Source organism: Streptomyces sp. CBMA123 (assembly GCF_014596465.1).
Lineage (GTDB): Bacteria > Actinomycetota > Actinomycetes > Streptomycetales > Streptomycetaceae > Kitasatospora.
Genome location: NZ_MECK01000079.1, coordinates 49,596 through 66,953 on the forward strand (window position 1 = coordinate 49,596; position 17,358 = coordinate 66,953).

At 73.0% G+C, this 17,358-nt stretch carries 14 protein-coding genes; 8 read left to right on the plus strand and 6 right to left on the minus strand.

Annotated elements, in window-relative coordinates; genetic code table 11:
- The first annotated feature begins 16 nt into the window (after positions 1–16).
- Positions 17–589, plus strand: a complete 573-nt coding sequence (locus BG452_RS12025) for an RICIN domain-containing protein (protein ID WP_188304241.1) — start codon at positions 17–19, stop codon at positions 587–589.
- A 197-nt stretch (positions 590–786) separates the two neighbouring features.
- Here BG452_RS12025 and BG452_RS12030 read toward each other — a convergent pair whose 3' ends face one another.
- Entirely contained in the window at positions 787–1,647 is an 861-nt protein-coding gene (locus tag BG452_RS12030; protein WP_188304242.1) for an ABC transporter ATP-binding protein, read from the minus strand.
- Between the two features lie 363 nt (positions 1,648–2,010).
- Here BG452_RS12030 and BG452_RS47635 point away from each other — a divergent pair, with 363 nt between their 5' ends.
- Positions 2,011–3,357 carry a DUF418 domain-containing protein gene (locus tag BG452_RS47635; protein WP_188304243.1) on the plus strand — a complete coding sequence of 449 codons (1,347 nt, stop codon included), beginning with the start codon at positions 2,011–2,013 and terminating at the stop codon, positions 3,355–3,357.
- A gap of 91 nt (positions 3,358–3,448) precedes the next feature.
- Here the strand turns inward: BG452_RS47635 and BG452_RS12040 are convergent, their stop codons facing one another.
- The 5 genes from BG452_RS12040 to gcvPA all read right to left on the minus strand — a co-directional run bounded on the left by BG452_RS12040 (position 3,449) and on the right by gcvPA (position 9,087).
- Positions 3,449–4,102 (minus strand): GntR family transcriptional regulator, encoded by a 654-nt coding sequence (locus BG452_RS12040; RefSeq protein WP_188304244.1) that lies wholly within the window; start codon positions 4,100–4,102, stop codon positions 3,449–3,451.
- A 101-nt stretch (positions 4,103–4,203) separates the two neighbouring features.
- Positions 4,204–4,950 (minus strand): SDR family NAD(P)-dependent oxidoreductase, encoded by a 747-nt coding sequence (locus BG452_RS12045; RefSeq protein WP_188304245.1) that lies wholly within the window; start codon positions 4,948–4,950, stop codon positions 4,204–4,206.
- Positions 4,951–5,006: 56 nt separating this feature from the next.
- Positions 5,007–6,143, minus strand: a complete 1,137-nt coding sequence (locus BG452_RS47010) for an ATP-NAD kinase family protein (RefSeq protein WP_317621005.1) — start codon at positions 6,141–6,143, stop codon at positions 5,007–5,009.
- Complete coding sequence (gene gcvPB, locus BG452_RS12055; RefSeq protein ID WP_188304246.1) at positions 6,140–7,732, minus strand: aminomethyl-transferring glycine dehydrogenase subunit GcvPB; 1,593 nt, start codon at positions 7,730–7,732, stop codon at positions 6,140–6,142. Before gcvPB ends, BG452_RS47010 begins: the two co-directional genes overlap by 4 nt.
- Entirely contained in the window at positions 7,729–9,087 is a 1,359-nt protein-coding gene (gcvPA, locus tag BG452_RS12060; RefSeq protein WP_188304247.1) for an aminomethyl-transferring glycine dehydrogenase subunit GcvPA, read from the minus strand. The genes gcvPB and gcvPA overlap by 4 nt, the downstream gene beginning before the upstream one ends.
- 96 nt (positions 9,088–9,183) lie before the next feature.
- Here gcvPA and BG452_RS12065 point away from each other — a divergent pair, with 96 nt between their 5' ends.
- The 6 genes from BG452_RS12065 to BG452_RS12090 form a co-directional block, all read left to right on the plus strand.
- Positions 9,184–10,572: an ABC transporter substrate-binding protein gene (locus tag BG452_RS12065; protein ID WP_188304248.1), complete on the plus strand. Its 1,389-nt coding sequence runs from the start codon at positions 9,184–9,186 to the stop codon at positions 10,570–10,572.
- 12 nt (positions 10,573–10,584) lie between these two features.
- A complete protein-coding gene (locus BG452_RS12070) occupies positions 10,585–11,511 on the plus strand; it encodes a carbohydrate ABC transporter permease (RefSeq protein WP_188304249.1) in 927 nt (308 codons plus the stop codon).
- The gene (locus BG452_RS12075) at positions 11,508–12,332 is read left to right on the plus strand and encodes a carbohydrate ABC transporter permease (protein ID WP_188304250.1); all 825 of its coding nucleotides are present in this window, start codon (positions 11,508–11,510) and stop codon (positions 12,330–12,332) included. Before BG452_RS12070 ends, BG452_RS12075 begins: the two co-directional genes overlap by 4 nt.
- 7 nt (positions 12,333–12,339) lie before the next feature.
- Entirely contained in the window at positions 12,340–14,361 is a 2,022-nt protein-coding gene (locus BG452_RS12080) for a beta-galactosidase (RefSeq protein WP_188304251.1), read from the plus strand.
- Complete coding sequence (locus BG452_RS12085) at positions 14,358–16,535, plus strand: MGH1-like glycoside hydrolase domain-containing protein (RefSeq protein WP_188304252.1); 2,178 nt, start codon at positions 14,358–14,360, stop codon at positions 16,533–16,535. The genes BG452_RS12080 and BG452_RS12085 overlap by 4 nt, the downstream gene beginning before the upstream one ends.
- Before the next feature lie 123 nt (positions 16,536–16,658).
- Positions 16,659–17,358, plus strand: a 700-nt coding sequence (locus BG452_RS12090; protein ID WP_223242096.1) for a ribonuclease H, incomplete at its 3' end; no start/stop codon positions are given.

Consider the following 17,358-nt stretch of genomic DNA (forward strand, 5'->3'; position numbering starts at 1 on the left):
GGAGGTGTCGGACCTCATGAAGTCCGCCCGAAAGATCATCTCGGCCCTGGCACTCGCGATCGGCCTGAGCGTCTCGTTGCCGGCCGCCGCCGCCCAGGCGGACCCGGCGAACCCGCAGCCCTACGCCTACGGCTACCTCGCGGCGCTCGCCCGCCCGGCCGGCGGCGGCCCCAACGGCACCTACTACTGCATGGACGAGTACCGGCAGACCAACGGCGACGGCCGGCCGGTCGTGCTCCGCCCGTGCGACGGCGCCTGGAACCAGTTCTGGTTCGTCGCGGAGGACGGCCTCATCCACAGCACCAACGACGGCCGGTGTCTGTGGGGCCACGTTCCGAGCGGCCCGTCCGACAGCCCGGGGGCCAAGGCTGTGGGGTGCAACGCGGGTGACCCCAACCAGCGGTGGACGTTCAACACCGACCGCAGCGTGTGCAACGCCGTCGGCGCCTGCCTGACCTACGTCGGTAACCAGGGCCCGAGGTCCTCCTACGCGCTCTGGACGCTGGGGCGCAACGCCGGGGCGGGGGCGACCCAGGAGTTCGACTGGCACCACTCCGACAGCGACCGCCCGATCAACCCCAAGATCTAGCCGGCTCATGAGGATCCTGGGTGCCGGCCCCGACGTGAGTGGTGGGGCCGGCACCCAGGTTCGTCCACCGAGGCAACAGCCGACCCGCTGCTGCGGCACCGTCAAGAGGAGCACCTGACACCCCGCCCGGGCCGTCGCGGGACCGAGGGGTCGACCGACCCGGGGCCGGACAGCCCCTCGGCACGCCCTCCGTGGGCCTACTGACGCTGCCCGGAGAGCCGACGGAAGTCCGGGTGGGTGCGCAGGAGTTCGGGGTAGGTGCCGGCGGCGGAGGTGGTGCCGTCGGCGAGCATGACGACACTGTCGGCGGCCTCGATGGTGGACATCCGGTGGGCGATGACGAGGAGGGCGCACTCCTTGCGGAGGCTGTGCATGGTGACGGTCAGGGCGGCCTCGTTGGCCGGGTCCAGGTGGGCGGTGGGTTCGTCCAGCAGCAGCAGTCGGGGGCGGGCGAGGACGGCGCGGGCGATGGCGATCCGCTGCCGTTCGCCGCTGGAGAGCCGGACGCCGCGTTCGCCGACCTCGGTGTCGAGGCCCTCCGGCAGGCGGTCCACCTTCCGGGTGAGGTTGACGAGGTCGAGGACCTGCCAGAGCCGTTCGTCGGTGGCCTCCGGGGCGGCGTAGCAGAGGTTGTCCCGCAGGGTGCCGTGCAGGAGGGGGCAGTGCTGTTCGACCCAGGCGATGTGGGAGCGCCATTCGGCGAGGCCGAGGTCGGCGGCGGGCCGTCCGTCGATCCGGAGGGTGCCGCTCCAGGGCTCGTAGAACCGGTTGATCAGGGCGAAGGTGGTCGACTTGCCGGCCCCGGACGGGCCGACCAGCGCCACGAGGGCGTGCGGGGGCACGGTGAGGGAGAGCCCCTGGAGGACGGGTGCGTCGGGGCGGTAGCCGAACCGGAGGTCGCGGATCTCCAGTGCGGGTGCGGGTGCGGGTGCGGGTGCGGGGGCCGTGGTCGGCCTCGGCGACGGGGCGGCACGTCGGATCGCGGCGGGGGCGCTGTCCTCGACGGGCAGCGCGTGGACCTCCCGGATGCGTTCGGCGGAGCCCTTGGCCCGGTTCACCGAGGCGATGGGAAAGGTGAACGGGGGCCGGGGAAGCCGTTCGCAGCCTCGAAATGGATTCTCATCTGCTTTACCGGGGAGTGTAGTTCTCTCTCCCGTCCGGATTCCGTCATGAAACTTCGACGTGTACCTACGTACGGCATTGTCGTCCCCTCGTTCGGGGCCGTCCGGCCGACTTCAGGGCAGCACCCGCCAGGTGGGCTCCAACGGCAGGACGTGTCCGACCAGCGTCTCGACGTCGGCCGCGTGGGCCCGGAGGGGCCGCTTGGTGGGCCTGTGACGAAACGGTCATGTTGCGGTGGAAGCGCGCTGATACCGGCTTCCTAGCGTGGCGACGCCTTGATGTCGTTCGAAGGAGTTGCCGTGATCACCGAGCCGTTGGCGGAACGGACCACGAGGGCCGTCCGGCGTCGTGCTGTGGAGGGGAAGCGGGCCTCGCGTGGTCGCCTGGTGGCGGTCGACGTGCTGCGGGCCCTGGCGGTGTTCGGGATGGTGTGGATGCACTTCGTGCCGACCGGCTGGCTGGAGCCGACACCGCCCGGGCAGGCCTGGCCCGGGGTGCTGGAGTGGCTGAACGGATTCCTGGACACCCGCGCCCGCAGCGTGTTCTTCCTGCTGGCGGGTGTGTCGGTCGCGCTGATGACCGGCGGTGCCCGGTCGTTCGCCGGGGCGGCGATGCGGCGGGCGCGGGGGCGGATCGCCGTGCGGGCCGGGGTGCTGTTGCTGCTGGGCCTGGCACTTGAGCAGGTGTCGGGGAAGGGCAACATCATCACCGCCTACACCGGGTGGCTGCTCTTCCTGCTGCCGTGGACGCGCGTGCGGGCGCGCCTGCTGTTCGCCGCGGCGGGGGTGTGCGCGGTGGCCGCGCCGGTGTTCCAGATCCTGCGGGCGAACCAGGGCCGGGACTGGGGCTTCCTGCCGCCGGTCGGGCCCGGCGCGCCGGAGCTGCCGCAGGGCCTGGCGGTGCTCGTGCACCCCGGCGAGTGGCCGGCGGTGTTCCAGTCGTACCTGTTCAACGTGGACACGTTCTACGCGCTGCCCCTGCTGCTGGCGGGCCTGGCGATCGGCCGGCTGGACCTGGGCGAGCGCGCGGTGCGAGTGCGCATGGCGGTCACCGGCGCCGGGATCGCCGTCGGCGGCTGGCTGGCCTCCTGGCTGACGCTCGGTCCGCTGGGGCTGGGTGCGGCGATCGACCGGTTCCAGGGCGAGCTGATGGCGCCCCCGCCGATGCCGCCCGTCCCGGTGGGCGCCGACGGTGCGCTCCCGGACGTGCCGCCGGCGCTGCCCGAGCCGCCGCCGATGCCGAAGGTGCCCTGGGCGGAGCTGTGGGCGATGTCCAAGCCGGGCCCGGGCATCGCCGAGTACAGCGCGCTGCAGATCGTCTGGATGATCGGGGTGTCCCTCGCGTTGCTGGGCGGACTGCTCCTGCTGACGGACCGGCGGGTCTGGCAGCGGGTGCTGTGGCCACTGGCCGCGATGGGCTCGATGGCGATGACCTGGTACTTCGTCCAGGACGTGATCACCAGCCGCTTCCTCGGTACGGGCCCCGGCGGCTTCGGCCACGCACCGCAATCGCTGGTCCCGTACCTGCTGTTCGCGGTGGCGGCACTGGCCGGCTCGGTGCTGTGGCGGCGTTTCTTCCGCCGCGGCCCGCTGGAGGCCCTGGTCCACCGGGTGACTACCGCGGTGGTGCCTCGCCGCGACGGCTGAACCGCTGCGGCTGAACCGCGACGGCTGAACCGCGACGGCTGAACCGCTACGGTGGGCGGTGTCCGAGCGGACACCGCCCACCGTAGCCGTACTAGCGCGTGCCGACCGGGGGCAGGCGTTCCAGGATGCGTTCCATCCCGCTGGTCCAGTTGGCCTCCAGGGCGATGACGGCCTGGTCGATGTCGCCGTCCAGCAGGCACTGGGCGATGCGTTCGTGCTCCTCGGCGGCGCGTTCCAGGATCTCGTGGTCGCCGACCACCACCCGCTCGTAGCGGTGCAGGGTGAGTTTCAGCGAGTCGATCATCTCGCGCAGCCGGGTGTTGGTGCAGCCGGAGAGCAGCAGGGCGTGCCAGGCGTCGTCGTAGCGCTCGATGGTGCCGTGCGGGGCCTGCGGGGCGGAGAAGGCGCGGGCCTCGGCGAGCAGCCGGGGGGCGATCGCGGACAGCTGGGCGGGGTCGCAGGTGCGCAGGGCGAGCGACTCCAGGGCGATCACGATGGCCGTGAGGTCGAGGAACTCCTGTTTGCCGGTGGGGGCGAAGCGGAAGCCCTTGCCGCGCTCGCTGGTGATGATGCCCTCGCGTTCCAGGCTGATCAGGGCCTCACGCAGGGGGGTTCGGCTGACGCCCAGTTCCTCGGCGAGCTGGACCTCGTTGATGGACTCGCCGGGGGTGAACCGGCCGCGGCCGAGCTGCTCCAGCAGTTCGTCCTTCACCTGCTCGCGCAGCGGACGCCGCTCGATCGCCATCGGGCTTCCCTTCCTCGTTCGTCCCGTAGAGTACCGGCCGCCGTCCGACCCCTCGTCAGGCCTTCTGTCAGGCCTCTCGTCGGGCTGGACGGTGCGGCCGGTCAGGCGGTTCCGGCGCCGTCCACGGGGATGACGGCGCCGCTGACGAAGGCGGCGGCGTCGCTGGCCAGGAAGGCGACGGTGCGGGCGATGTCCCCGGGCTGGCCGATCCGGCCGAGTGGGCGGTCGGCGGCGTCGGCGTAGAACGCGTCGGCGCTCTCACCGAGTTGACGGGCCTCCTCGGCGAGCATGCCGGTGTCGGTGTCGCCGGGGCAGACGCAGTTGACCCGGATGTTGTCCGGGCCGTGGTCGATGGCCATCGCCCGGGTCATGTTGACCACGGCGCCCTTGGAGGCGCAGTAGGAGATCGCCCGGCCGCCGCCCTTGATGCCCCAGCCGGAGCCGGTGTTGATGATGCTGCCGCCGCCGTTCGCGGCCATCAGCGGGACGACCAGGCGGCTGAGCAGCATGATCGAGCGGACGTTGACGGCCATCACCACGTCCCAGTCCTCGTCGCTGATCTCGGTGACGGTGGAGCGGCGGATGATGCCCGCGTTGTTGAACAGCACGTCCACGCCGCCGTGGTGGGCGACGGCGGTGCGCACGGCCTGTTCGCAGTCGGCGCGTCGGGAGACGTCGCAGCGGACGAAGGTGCCGCCGGTCTCCTTGGCCGCCTGCTCGCCGCGCTCGGCGTCCAGGTCGGCGAGGACGACGGCCGCGCCGAGTTCGGCGAGCAGGGCGGCGGTGGCCCGGCCGATGCCGGAGGCGGCGCCGGTGACGAGGGCGCGCTTGCCGTGGAGGTCGATCATGGGGGCTCCCTGAGAATGTGAGGCGGTCCGGGGGCAGGTGGTCAGGCGGTCCGGGGTCAGGCGGAGAGGCGGTAGACGGCGCTGGAGTGCCGGCCGGTGATCACCCGGACGTGCCCGGAGAAGGCATCGTCCAGGTGTGGGTCGCCGGTGTCCAGCAGCAGCGGGCGGCCCGCGAGGGCGGCGAGTTTGGCCTCGGTGGCGAGGACCAGCAGGCGCTCCCGGCCGGTGGCGCGCAGCAGTTCGGGGGTGAGCTGCTGGTTGCCGCGTCCGAGCAGGAAGCCCTGGCCGCCGATGGGGGAGAGGGCTGTCCAGGGGGTGGCGGGCAGGTCGCGCAGCTGGTCGGCGCGGGCGTCCCGGAGCAGGACCAGGGGTGGTCCGTCGGGCCGCAGCCGCAGCAGGTCGACGCCGGTGAGGCTGACCTCGGGGGCGCCGAGTGCGGTGGCGACGGCGTGGGTGGTGCTGCCGGGGCCGAGCAGCAGCAGCCCGTCGGGCCCGACCCGGTCGGCGACCTCGGCGGCGATCCCGCCCACGTCCGACGGATCGGCACCGGAGCTGCCGGTCTTGCGCTGCTGGACGCGGGTGGGCAGCACCGGGACGGTCAGCCGGCCGTACAGGCGGGTGTGGACCAGGCCCGCCCGTAGCGCCGCCTCGTCCCGGTCCACCACCTCGGCGGTCTCCAGGCGAGCGCTGCCGCGCGCCCAGGCGGTGGCCACCTCGGCGGCGGCGCGGGGGTGGACGGCGAAGACGGCGGAGTGCATCTTGACGCCGGCCGGGATGCCGAGCACGGGCACCCCGGGGTCCGGGCCGAGGGCGTCCAGGACGTCCCGGGCGGTGCCGTCGCCGCCGCAGAACAGCAGCAGTTCGGCGCCGGCCGCGACCAGGGCGCACACCGCGGCCCGGGTGTCGGCCGCGGTGGTGACAGCGGTGGTGACAGCGGTGGCGGGCCGGTGCACCACCCGCGCGGAGCGGCCGGCCGCGGCGGCTGCCTCCGCGCCCATCGGGCCCGCGGCGGTGAGCAGTTCGACGCCCCGGAGTTGACGCAGCGTCAGTTCGGCCCGGTGCGGGGCCTCGGGGCGGGCCCCGAGTGCGAGGGCCCGGCGCTGGACGTCGGCGCCGTCGCTGCCCTTGAGGCCGACCCGGCCGCCGAGTCCGGCGACCGGGTTGACCACCAGCCCGACCAGCGGTCCGGTCACGGCTGCTCGCCGAGGACCTTGCGGCGGTAGGCACGCCAGGTGACGGCCCAGACCTCCGGGTCGTCCAGCGGCTCGTGCCGGATCCGGTGCACGGTGGAGTTGTGCGGCGCGGTGCGGACGGTCTCCGGGTCCTCGTACGCCTCGCGGGCGACCTCGGCGAGGATCGCCGCGTACTCGTCGAGGTCGGCGCGGGAGTAGGACTCGGTGGGCTCCAGGGTCATCGGCTCGGGGACGATGTACGGGTGGTGGCTGGTCCAGTAGTGGGTGCCGAAGTCGGCGGCGCGGTAGCCGAGGTCCTCGCTGTGCAGGCCGGTGTCCTCGTTGAGCCGCTGCCAGCTGTAGCGGACCTGCTCGACCCGCGGCCGCCCCTCGGCGTACGGGACGGAGACGCCGCGGATCTTCCGCACCTGGTGCATCAGGTAGTTGTTGTTGAGCACGGCGGTCTCGGCCGCGGTGCGCAGGCCCTCGGCGCCGAGCGACATGATCCAGGCGTAGGCGCGCACCAGGTTGGGGACGACACCGAGGTAGGGGCGGATCTTGCCGATCGACTCCGGCCGGTCGTCGTCCAGTCGGTACCGCTTGCCGTCGAACTCGACGGTGGGGCCGGGCAGGTAGGGCGCCAGTTCGGCGGTGACGCCGCAGGCGCCGGCCGCCGGGCCGCCGCAGGCGTGCGGGGTGGAGAAGGTCTTGTGCAGGTTGAAGTGGCACAGGTCGAAGCCGGACTCGCGGGCGCGGGTGATGCCCAGGATGCCGTTGGCGTTGGCCTGGTCGTAGGCGCACAGGCCGCCGGCCTGGTGCACGATCCGGACGAACTCGGCGATCCGCGGATTGTAGATGCCGGTGTCCTCCGGGTTGGTGATGAGCAGGGCGGCCGTCCGGGGGCCGACGGCCGCGCGCAGCGCCTCGATGTCGGGGTAGCCGTCGGCGTCCGGGTGGAGGGTGATCACCGTGAACCCGGCGGTCCTGGCGCAGGCGGCGTTGGAGGGGTGGGAGAAGGCGGTGGTGATGATCTCGTCGCGCTGGGCGAGTTCGCCGCGGGCGGCGTGGTGGGCGCGGATCACCGAGATGTTGGTCCAGATCGCGGCACTGCCGGCGCCGGGCTGCAGGCTGACCCGGTCCATGCCGGAGATCTCCTTGAGCAACTGCTCCAGCCGGTGGACGAGTTCGAGCACCCCTTGGACGGTGGAAGGGTCCTGGGCGGGGTGCAGGGCGGCGATCCGGGGGTCGCGGACGAAGGTGTCGTTGACCTTGGGGCTGTACTTCATGGTGCAGGTGCCCTGGCCGACGTCCACGTTGAGGTCGGCGCCCAGGTTCTCCTGGGAGAGCCGCAGGTAGTGCCGGAGCACCTGTTGCTGGCCGAGTTCGGGCAGGGCGGCCGGGGTGGTGCGGCGCAGCGCGGCGGGTAGCAGGTCGGCCGGGTCGCCGACGGCGGCGGTGACGCCGGGCTCGGGCAGCGGCGGCAGCACGCCGCGCTCGCCGGGGGTGCCGAGTTCGAAGACCAGTTTCTCGTCCCAGCGGGCCTGGTGGAAGCGGCGCAGGGCGGGTTTGGCGGAGATCCGCGCAGCTGCGGTGTTCTGACGGTCCGTCATGTGACGATCTCCTCCAGCGCGTCGGCGAGGTGGTCGATGTCGGCCTGGGTGTGCAGCTCGGTGACGCAGTAGCGGCCCTCGTGCGGTCCGGCCGGGGTGCCGCCGTGCAGGCCTCGGGCCAGCAAGGCGGCGGAGACCTCGGCGGCGGTGGGCCCGCCGGGGTAGCGCACGGTGAAGTCGGCGAAGTGCACCGCCTCCGGGTCGGCCAGGTCCACCCCGGGCACCCGGGCGAGGCGCTGCCGGGCGTAGGCGGTGTTGGCGAGGATCGTCTCCCCGATCTCGCGCATGCCGTGCGGGCCCATCAGGGCGAGGTAGGCCCCGGCGGCGATGCCGTGCAGGGCGGCGGCGGTGCCGACCCACTCCTTGCCCTCCTCGCGCACGGCGAAGGAGGTGCGCTCGTACGCCACGTCGCCGAAGCCGTACTCGCCGGGCACCTCCGTCGGGGTGAGGCCGAACAGCCGGCTCGGGTACTCGGCGACCAGGCGAGGGTCGTCCGCCGAGCCGATGAAGCCCGCGTTGCCGCCGCCGTAGCTCGGGTGGATGCCGAGCGGCTGGAGGTCGCCGCAGGTGAGGTCGGCGCCGTAGGCGGCGGGCGGGGCGAGCACGCCGAGGCTGAGCGGGTTGGCGTGCACCACGGCCAACGCGCCTGCCGTGTGCGCGAGTTCGAGGTAGGTCGGTAGCTCTGGGTCGACCCGGCCGCTGTAGTCGGTCAGTTGCGCGTACACGGCGGCCACGTCGCCGCCCGCGAGTGCGGCCCGGACGGCCTGCGGCTCGGCGGCGACCGGCTCCACCGGGTGTACGCCCCGCACGTAGTCGTGGATCCGGGACACCCGGTCCGGGTCGGTCTCGCCGACGAGCAGCAGCCGCCGCCGCCCGGTGGCCCGGCCGGCCATCCGCAGCGCGGTGGCGGCGGCCTGGAAGCCGTCGTAGGTCGGCACGTTGACCACGTCGACGGCCAACAGTTCGGCCATCAGCGACTGGTACTCCCACAGCGCCTGGAAGCGTCCGTGGTCCTCGTACGGCTCCCCGGCGTAGGCGGTGAGGAACTCGCTGCGGTTGACGATCTCGTCGACCACGGCGGGTACGTGGTGCCGGTAGCAGCCCGCGCCGAGGAAGGAACGGCCTGGCGGCACCGCGGAGTTGCGGGAGAGCAGCTCCTCCAGGTGGGCGACCAGCCGAGCCTCGGAGTCGAAGGGGGCGGGCAGTCGCAGCGGGCGGTCGAGCCGGAGGTCGGCGGGGATGTCGGCGTAGAACTCCTCGACGTCCTTGGCGCCGATCGCCGCCAGCATCGAATCCCGTACGGCCGGGGCGGAGTTGGGGATGTACGGGTGGGTTCGGGGAACGCGTGCGGGCATCGTGTCACCTTCCGCGATTTCGGTCGGAAGCCTTGACGGCACTGTGCATGCTGAGTTCTGTATACAGCATTCGGCATTCACCAGTCGGGAGGCAAGATGTCCGCACCAACCCGGCACAGAAATCCTCAACTCGCCCGTGGACAGCGCGGATTCGGCCCGGCCCTGGACCGCCGCCGGTTCCTCGGCGCAGGCCTCGCCAGCGGCGCACTGCTGTTGGCCGGCTCCGCCGGCTGCGCCACGGGTGGGGCCGGCGGCCCGAGCGCCAAGCAGCTCGGCGGCAGCCCGAGCGCCACCCTCGGCGGGAAGATCACCATCTGGTCCTGGGACGTCGCGGCCAAGGCCATGCAGCGGCTCGGCAAGACCTTCGAACAGGCCCACCCGGGTACCACCGTCGACGTCGTCGACATCGGTTACGACAACGCCTACGACAAGATCACCGTCGGGCTCGGCGCCGGCAGCGGACTGCCCGACATCCTCACCGTCGAGGGCAGCCGGATCCCCAGCTACATCGGCAACTTCCCGAACGCCCTGGTCGACCTCACCAGCCGGGCCGCGAGCCTCAAATCCCAGTTCGCCGACGCCACCTGGCGCACCGTCACCGACGCCAAGGGCCGCGTCCTCGCACTGCCCTGGGACAGCGGGCCGTGCGCCCTGTTCTACCGCCGGGACCACTTCCAGCAGGCCGGCATCGACCCCGCCGGCCTGAACACCTGGGACGACTACCTCGCCGCCGGCACCACTCTGAAGAACGCCACCGGCAAGAAGCTGCTCATCCTGGACGCCAAGAAGGACACTTTCTTCGGCCAACTGCTCCAGCAGCAGGGCCAGTCCTGGTTCACCGACGGCAAGGTGGCCGTCGCCACCCCCGCCGCCGAACGCGCGCTCACCCTGCTGAAGCAACTCGTCGACCGCGGCCTGGTCGACTTCGAGGACGGCTGGGACGGCCTGGTCTCCGGCACCCACGACGGCAAGGCCGCCACCACCCCCACCGCCGCCTGGTGGGACGGCACCCTCACCGGCGACATGGCCGACCTCTCCGGCAGATTCGGCGTCGTCCCGCTGCCCGCCTTCACCCCCGGCGGCAGCCGCACCTCCAACAGCGGCGGCTCCACCCTGTGCGTCACCACCCAGAGCGGGAACCCGGAGACGGCCTGGGGCTTCCTCTCCTACCTGCTCACCGACAAGGCCAACCAGGCCTCGATGATGCGGCACGAAGGCCTCTTCCCGGCCTACCTCCCCGCCCTGGACGACCCGTACTTCCAGCAGCCCTCGCCCTACTACGGCGGCCAGCCCGCGATGAAGCTCTTCGCCGACCTCGCCCGCACCATCCCCGGCGTCGAGCGCACCTCCGACGACGCCAAGGCCGGCGACATCGTCACCACCGCCGTCAACCAGGTGCTCCACAACGGCGCCGACCCGGGCACCGTGCTGCGCTCCGCGGCCCGCCAGATCGCCACCGCGACCGGCCGCCCCACGGTCTCCTAGGAGGCGGGCGCCATGACCAGCAGTGCCCCGGCCGCCCCGCGCAAGCCCGCCACCCGCACCGCCCGGGCCCCCGGCCGCCGCCGCCCGCGCACCGCCGTCTGGCTGTTCGCCGGCCCCACCGCCGCCCTGTTCGCCCTCTTCTTCGCCTACCCCCTGGGCGCCAGCCTCTACCAGAGCCTCACCGCCCGCCGCGACGGCGTGGACGTCTTCGTCGGCCTCGACCAGTACCGCCGGCTGCTGGACGACCCGGCCTTCCTGCACTCCCTGGTCAACACCGGGCTCATCCTCGCCGTCCAGGTGCCGGTGATGATCGGCCTCGCCCTGGTGCTCGCCGTCCTGCTCAACCAGTCCTGGCTGCGCTTGCGCTCCGGCTGGCGGGCGGTCTTCTTCCTGCCCGCGATCACCACCCTGGTCGCCTACGCCGTCGTCTTCCAGGTGCTGCTGCGCACCGACGGCGGCCTCGCCAACCAACTCCTCCAGGCGCTCGGCCTCGGCCCGGTCGACTGGCTCAACTCGCCCACCTGGGCGCGCATTTCACTGATCGGCTCGGTCACCTGGCGGTGGACCGGCTACAACGCCGTCGTCCTGCTCGCCGGACTCCAGGCGATCGGCCGCGACCAGTACGAGGCCGCCGCCCTCGACGGCGCCGGCACCGTGCGCACCTACACCGGGGTGGTGCTGCCGCAGCTGCGGCCGGTGGTGCTGTTCTGCGTCATCACCTCCACCATCGGCACCCTCCAACTCTTCGACGAGAACTACGTGCTGACCCGCGGCGGCCCCGGCGACGCCACCCTCACCCCGGTGGTCTACCTGTACAAGGTCGGCTTCCAGCAGCTGGACTTCGGCTACGCGGCCGCCATCGCCTGGGCGGTGGTGCTGATCATCGCGGCGGTCTCGCTGCTGCAGTTCCGGCTCTACGGAAGGGAACGCCGCCGATGAGGGGACGACTCCTGGGCCGCGCCGCCGTCCTCACCCTGCTCACCCTCGGCGCCGTCGCCAGCCTGCTGCCCTTCGCCTGGATGCTGATCGCCGCCACCCACAGCAGCTCCGAACTCTTCCACGCCCCACCGCCGTTCCTGCCCGGCGGCGAGCTGCTGCGCAACCTGGTGCACCTCCAGCAGAGCATCGGCTTCGGCCGGGTGATGCTCAACAGCCTCGGCATCGCCGTCGTCCACACCCTGCTCAGCTCGCTGCTGTCCGCGATGTGCGGCTACGGGCTGGCCAAGTACCGCTTCCGCGGCCGCGGCCTGCTGCTCGGCCTGGTCCTGGCCACCATGATGATCCCGCTCCAGGTGCTGCTCGTCCCGCTGTTCCAGATGATGGCCAGCCTCGGCTGGATCGACAGCTACCAGGCCGTCATCCTGCCCTTCCTCGCCAACTCCTTCGGCATCCTGCTGATGCGCCAGAGCTTCCTGGACTTCCCCGACGAACTGCTGGAGTCCGCCCGGATCGACGGCTCGGGCGAGCTGCGCACCTTCTACCGGATCGTCCTGCCGTGCGTGCGGCCGCAGTTGGGGGCGCTCGTCATCTTCACCTTCATGGGCCAGTGGAACAGCTTCATCTGGCCGCTGCTGATGCTCGACACCCAGGACAGGTACACCGTGCCGGTCGCGCTCAACACGCTGACCGGGCTGACCCATGTCGACTACTCCGGCCTGATGCTGGGCTCCTTCCTGGCCACTCTCCCGCTGATGGTGCTCTTCCTGCTCTTCCAGCGGCAGTTCGTGGCCGGCCTGCTAGGCGGAGCACTGAAGGGATGACGCACGAATGGACCGACTCACCCGTGTGCCCGGCCTGCTGTACGGCGGGGACTGGAACCCCGAGCAGTGGCCCGAGGAGGTGTGGGCCGAGGACGTCAAGCTGATGGCCGAGGCCGGGGTCAACCTGGTCACCGTCGGCGTGTTCTCCTGGGCCCGGCTCCAACCCGACTCCCACAGCTGGGACTTCGGCTGGCTGGACCGGCTGCTCGACCTCGTGCACCGGCACGGCCTCGCCGTCGACCTGGCCACCGCCACCGCCTCCCCGCCCGCCTGGCTGGTCCGCTCCCACCCCGAGCTGCTGCCCGTCACCGCCGACGGCGTCCGGCTGGAGTTCGGCTCGCGCCAGCACTACTGCCCGTCCTCCCCGGTCTACCGCGCCGCCGCCGTCCGGCTCACCCGGATGCTCGCCGAGCGCTACCACGACCACCCCGCGCTCGCCCTGTGGCACATCCACAACGAGTACGGCGACCACGTCCAGGAGTGCTTCTGCGCCGAATCCGCCGCCGACTTCCGCCGCTGGCTGCGCCGACGGCACGGCACCGTCGAGGAGTTGAACCGCTCCTGGGGGACGGCCTTCTGGTCCCAGCGGTACAACTCCTTCGACCAGGTCGAGCCGCCGCGCACTGCACCCGGCCCGGTCAACCCCACCCAGCAGCTGGACTGGCGGCGGTTCTGCTCGGACGCCCTGCTCGCCCTGCACCGCGCCGAGAAGGCCGTACTCGACGAACTCTCACCCGGAGTGCCGGTCACCACCAACTTCATGTCGATGCTCAAGGCCCTCGACTACTGGGAGTGGAGCCGGCACGAGGACTTCGTCTCCGACGACGCCTACCCCGACCCGGCCGACCCGCACGCCCACGTCAACGCCGCCATGAACTACGACCTGATGCGCTCCCTCAAGGCCGGCCGGCCCTGGCTGCTGATGGAACAGGCCCCCTCCGCCGTCAGCTGGCGCGCGGTGAACGTCCCCAAGCGCCCCGGGCTGTACCGCCTCTGGTCGCTCCAGGCCCTGGCCCGCGGCGCCGACGGCCTCCTGCACTTCCAGTGGCGCGCCTCGGTGGCCGGCGCCGAGAAGTTCCACAGCGCGATGCTGCCGCACCGGGGCACCGCCGCCCGCGGCTGGCAGCGGACCGTCGCCCTCGGCGCCGAACTGCGCCGCCTCGGCGAACTCGCCGGCAGCCGGATCCACGGCCGGGTCGCCATCCTGCTCGACTGGGACAGCTGGTGGGCACTGGAACTGGACGACCACCCCTCCGCCCGGATGCGCTGGCCCGACCTGCTCCGCCCCTGGTACGCCGCCCTCCACCGGCGCGGTGTCACCGTCGACTTCCTCCCGCCCGGCGCGGCCTACGACGGCTACCGCGCGCTGCTCACCCCCAACCTCTACCTGCTCGACACCGCCACCGCCGACCGCCTCACCGGCTACGTCCAGGACGGCGGCCACCTGGTCTGCGGCCCGTTCAGCGGCATCACCGACCGGCACGACCACATCCACCCCGGCGGCCACCCCGGCCCGCTGCGCGAACTGCTCGGCGTGGTGGTGGACGAGCACTGGCCGATCCCGGACGGTGACACCACCGAAGTACGCCTCGACGGCGTGGACCTGCGCGCCGAGCACTGGAGCGAGTGGATCGAACCCGAAGGCGCCGAGACCCTCGCCCGCTACACCACCGGCGAACTCACCGGCCGGCCCGCCGTCACCCGCCACCGCCACGGCGCCGGCAGCACCTGGTACCTCGGCTGCCACCTCGGCCCGGACGTCGGCCGGGTCCTCGACCTGGCGCTCGCCGAGGCCGGAGCGGGCGCCGAACTGCCCGGCCTGCCCGAGGGCGTCGAGGCCACCCGCCGCCACGCCGCCGACGGCACCGCGTACCTCTTCCTGCTCAACCACGGCCCCGCCGACCGCCGGATCCCGCTGGAGCGCCCCGGCACCGACCTGCTCACCGGCACCACCACCGGCCACACCCTCACCCTCGCCCCGCTCGGCGCCGCCGTCATCCGCCTGCCCGCCACCGAGGAGCGCGCATGAACCCGCTGACCCGCCGCCACTTCCTGGCCGCCTCCGCCCTGACGGCCACCGGCACCGCCCTCGCCGTACCAGCCGCCGACGCCGCACCAGACGCCACAGCAGCCGCCCACGCCGACGAGAGCATCGACGCCGAACGCTACGCCGACGTCCTCGACCTGCACGGCACCCCCACCCAGGCCTACCCCGGCGACAACAACCCGATCACCGTCTTCGCCGACCTCGGTGCCTGGCACGCCTACGCCCTGCCCCGCCCGGGCGACCAACTCGGCGGCTTCACCGGCCCGCTGCACCTCGCCCAGGAGTACCCCTGGTGGCTCAGCGACGGCCTCACCCGCCTGCGCCTCACCGACCAGGGCCGGCCCGTGGACCTCACCGCCGGCGGTGCCCCCGCCCTCACCGCCCTGCCCGGACTGCTCCGCCAGTCCTACGCCCTCGGCGACGGCCTCACCCTCACCCTCGAACTGCGCTTCGCCGGCAACCGCACCGCGCTGCTCCGCGCCCGCCTGGCCAACACCGGCCGTACCGCCCGCACCCTGGCCGTCGCCTGGACCGGCACCCTGCTGCGCCCCGCCGACGGTCCCCAGCACGACGCACCCCGGCTGCGAGCCGCCGAACACGGCATCGAGGTGGGCTTCGCCCGGGTCCGCCGGACCTGGGACTACCTGACCGACGGCACCGAGCGCTTCGCCGTCCGGCACGCCCAGCCCGTCCGCGTCACGCTGACCGGCGACGGCCACCGCACCGACCTCGCCGACCCCGTACGGCTGTCGCCCGGCGCGAGCCGAACCCTGGACTGGACCGAGAGCTACACCTTCACCGCCGAGGAGTACGCCCGCGCCGCCGGGGAGGCCGAGGCGGCGCTGCGCGCCCCCGAACGGACCGTCGCGGCCGGGCGGGCCCGCTGGGCCGGGTACCTGGCCCGCGCCACCGAGGGCGTCCCGCCCGCCCGCCGCCGCACCGCCGTCAAGTGCGTGCAGACCCTGGTCACCAACTGGCGCAGCCCGGCCGGGAGGATCCGGCACGACGCCGTCACCCCGTCGCTGTCCAACAAGTGGTTCAGCGGCGTCTGGGCCTGGGACACCTGGAAACAGGCCGTCGGCACCGCCCTGTTCGCCCCCGGCCTCGCCGCCGACCAGATCCGGGCCGTCTTCGACCACCAGATCGGGCCGGACTCGCCCGACCGCCCCCAGGACGCCGGAATGCTCCCCGACTGCGTCTTCTACAACGACCCGTCCACCGGCGGCGGCAACTGGAACGAGCGCAACTCCAAACCCCCACTGGCCGCCTGGGCGGTCTGGGAGGTCTACCGGCGCAGCGGCGACCGGGCCTTCCTGCGCGAGCTGCTGCCCAAGCTCACCGCCTACCAGGACTGGTGGTACCGCACCCGGGACCACCTCGGCGAGGGGCTGTGCGAATACGGCGCCACCGTCGACCCGGCCAACGCCGCCCCCGAGGACTGCCGACAGGCGGCGGCCTGGGAGTCCGGCATGGACAACGCCCCGCGCTTCGACGCCGCCACCGTCGTCCCCAACCGGGACGCCGAGGGCGCACTGCTCGGCTGGTCGCTCACCCAGCGCTCCGTGGACCTCAACGCCTACCTGGCCGCCGACCACCGCCACCTGGCCCTGATCGCCGCCGAACTCGGCGACCGCCCCGCCGCGGACCGGCTGCGCGCCGAGGCCGAGCGGATCGACGCCGCGATCCGCGCCACCATGTACGACCCGGCCACCGGCTGGTTCCACGACACCGACCTCGCCAGCGGCGCCCGGCTCACCGCCCGCGGCCGGGGCATCGAGGGCGCCATCCCGCTCTGGTCCGGCAGCGCCGCCCCCGCCCAGGCCCGTACGGTGCGCACCCTGCTGCTCGACCCGGCGGAGTTCGGCACCCCGATGCCCTTCCCGACCGTCGCCCGCAGCTCGCCGGCCTTCGACCCGGCCGGCTACTGGCGCGGCCTGGCCTGGCTCGACCAGACCTACTTCGCGATCGAGGGCCTGCGCGGCCACGGCTGGGACCAGGACGCCCGCCGGGCGGTGGAACGCCTGCTCGCCACCGCCGAGGGCCTGAGCGGCGACGGGCCGGTCCGGGAGAACTACGACCCGCTGACCGGCGCGGGCCGCAACTCCACCGACTTCAGCTGGTCCGCCGCGCTGCTGCTGCCCCTGCTGCGCCACTGACCTGCTGGGCCGGTGACCTCTTGGGCCGGTGACCTGCTGCGCCACTGACCTGCTGGGCCACTGACCTGGTGGGGCGGCGGCCCACTTTGGCTCCGAGCGGCCTGACCAGGCATGATCGGGGGCATGGTGGAACGAGTCATTGCAGCGTGTGACGGAGCGGCCAAGGGCAACCCGGGCCCGGCGGCCTGGGCCTACGTGGTCGCGGACAGCGCCGGGGCGCCCCAGCGCTGGGAGGCCGGCCCGCTGGGGCACAGCACCAACAACATCGGCGAGCTGACGGCGCTTCAGCAGCTGCTGTCCGCCACCGACCCGGCCGTCCCGCTGGAGGTCCGGCTCGACAGCACCTACACCCGCGACTCGGTCACCAAGTGGCTCAAGGGCTGGAAGCGCAACGGCTGGAAGACGGCCGCGGGCAAGCCGGTGGCCAACCGCGAGCTGATCCAGCGGATCGACGAACTCCTGGAGGGCCGGGACGTCTCCTTCGTGTACGTCCCCGCCCACCAGGTGGACGGCGACCCGCTGAACGCCATCGCCGACAAGGCCGCCAGCGACGCCGCCCGCACCCAGCAGGCCGCCGCCGGGACGGCCGCCGACCTCCCGGTGCCCGACCCGACCGCGGCCGCCAAGGCACCCAAGGCGCCCAAGGCCCGCCCCGCCACCGCCACCGCCGCCGGCAGCACCGGCACCGGCACTGGCGCCGCCAAGCGGACCGGCGGCTCGCGCACCCTGAACGCCCGCTTCCCCGGCACCTGCCCGTGCAGCCGCCCGTACGCCAAGGGCGACAAGATCACCAAGGTGGGCAGCAGCTGGGGCCACCCGGAGT

Coding starts and splice junctions, on each gene's coding strand:
- gcvPB (WP_188304246.1), bottom strand. CDS start 7,732: ATGACGGACCGTCAGAACACCGCAGCTGCGCGGATCTCCGCCAAACCC.
- BG452_RS12080 (WP_188304251.1), top strand. CDS start 12,340: ATGGACCGACTCACCCGTGTGCCCGGCCTGCTGTACGGCGGGGACTGG.
- BG452_RS12085 (WP_188304252.1), top strand. CDS start 14,358: ATGAACCCGCTGACCCGCCGCCACTTCCTGGCCGCCTCCGCCCTGACG.
- BG452_RS12025 (WP_188304241.1), top strand. CDS start 17: ATGAAGTCCGCCCGAAAGATCATCTCGGCCCTGGCACTCGCGATCGGC.
- BG452_RS12065 (WP_188304248.1), top strand. CDS start 9,184: ATGTCCGCACCAACCCGGCACAGAAATCCTCAACTCGCCCGTGGACAG.
- BG452_RS12075 (WP_188304250.1), top strand. CDS start 11,508: ATGAGGGGACGACTCCTGGGCCGCGCCGCCGTCCTCACCCTGCTCACC.
- BG452_RS12070 (WP_188304249.1), top strand. CDS start 10,585: ATGACCAGCAGTGCCCCGGCCGCCCCGCGCAAGCCCGCCACCCGCACC.
- BG452_RS12045 (WP_188304245.1), bottom strand. CDS start 4,950: ATGATCGACCTCCACGGCAAGCGCGCCCTCGTCACCGGCGCCGCCTCC.
- BG452_RS12040 (WP_188304244.1), bottom strand. CDS start 4,102: ATGGCGATCGAGCGGCGTCCGCTGCGCGAGCAGGTGAAGGACGAACTG.
- gcvPA (WP_188304247.1), bottom strand. CDS start 9,087: ATGCCCGCACGCGTTCCCCGAACCCACCCGTACATCCCCAACTCCGCC.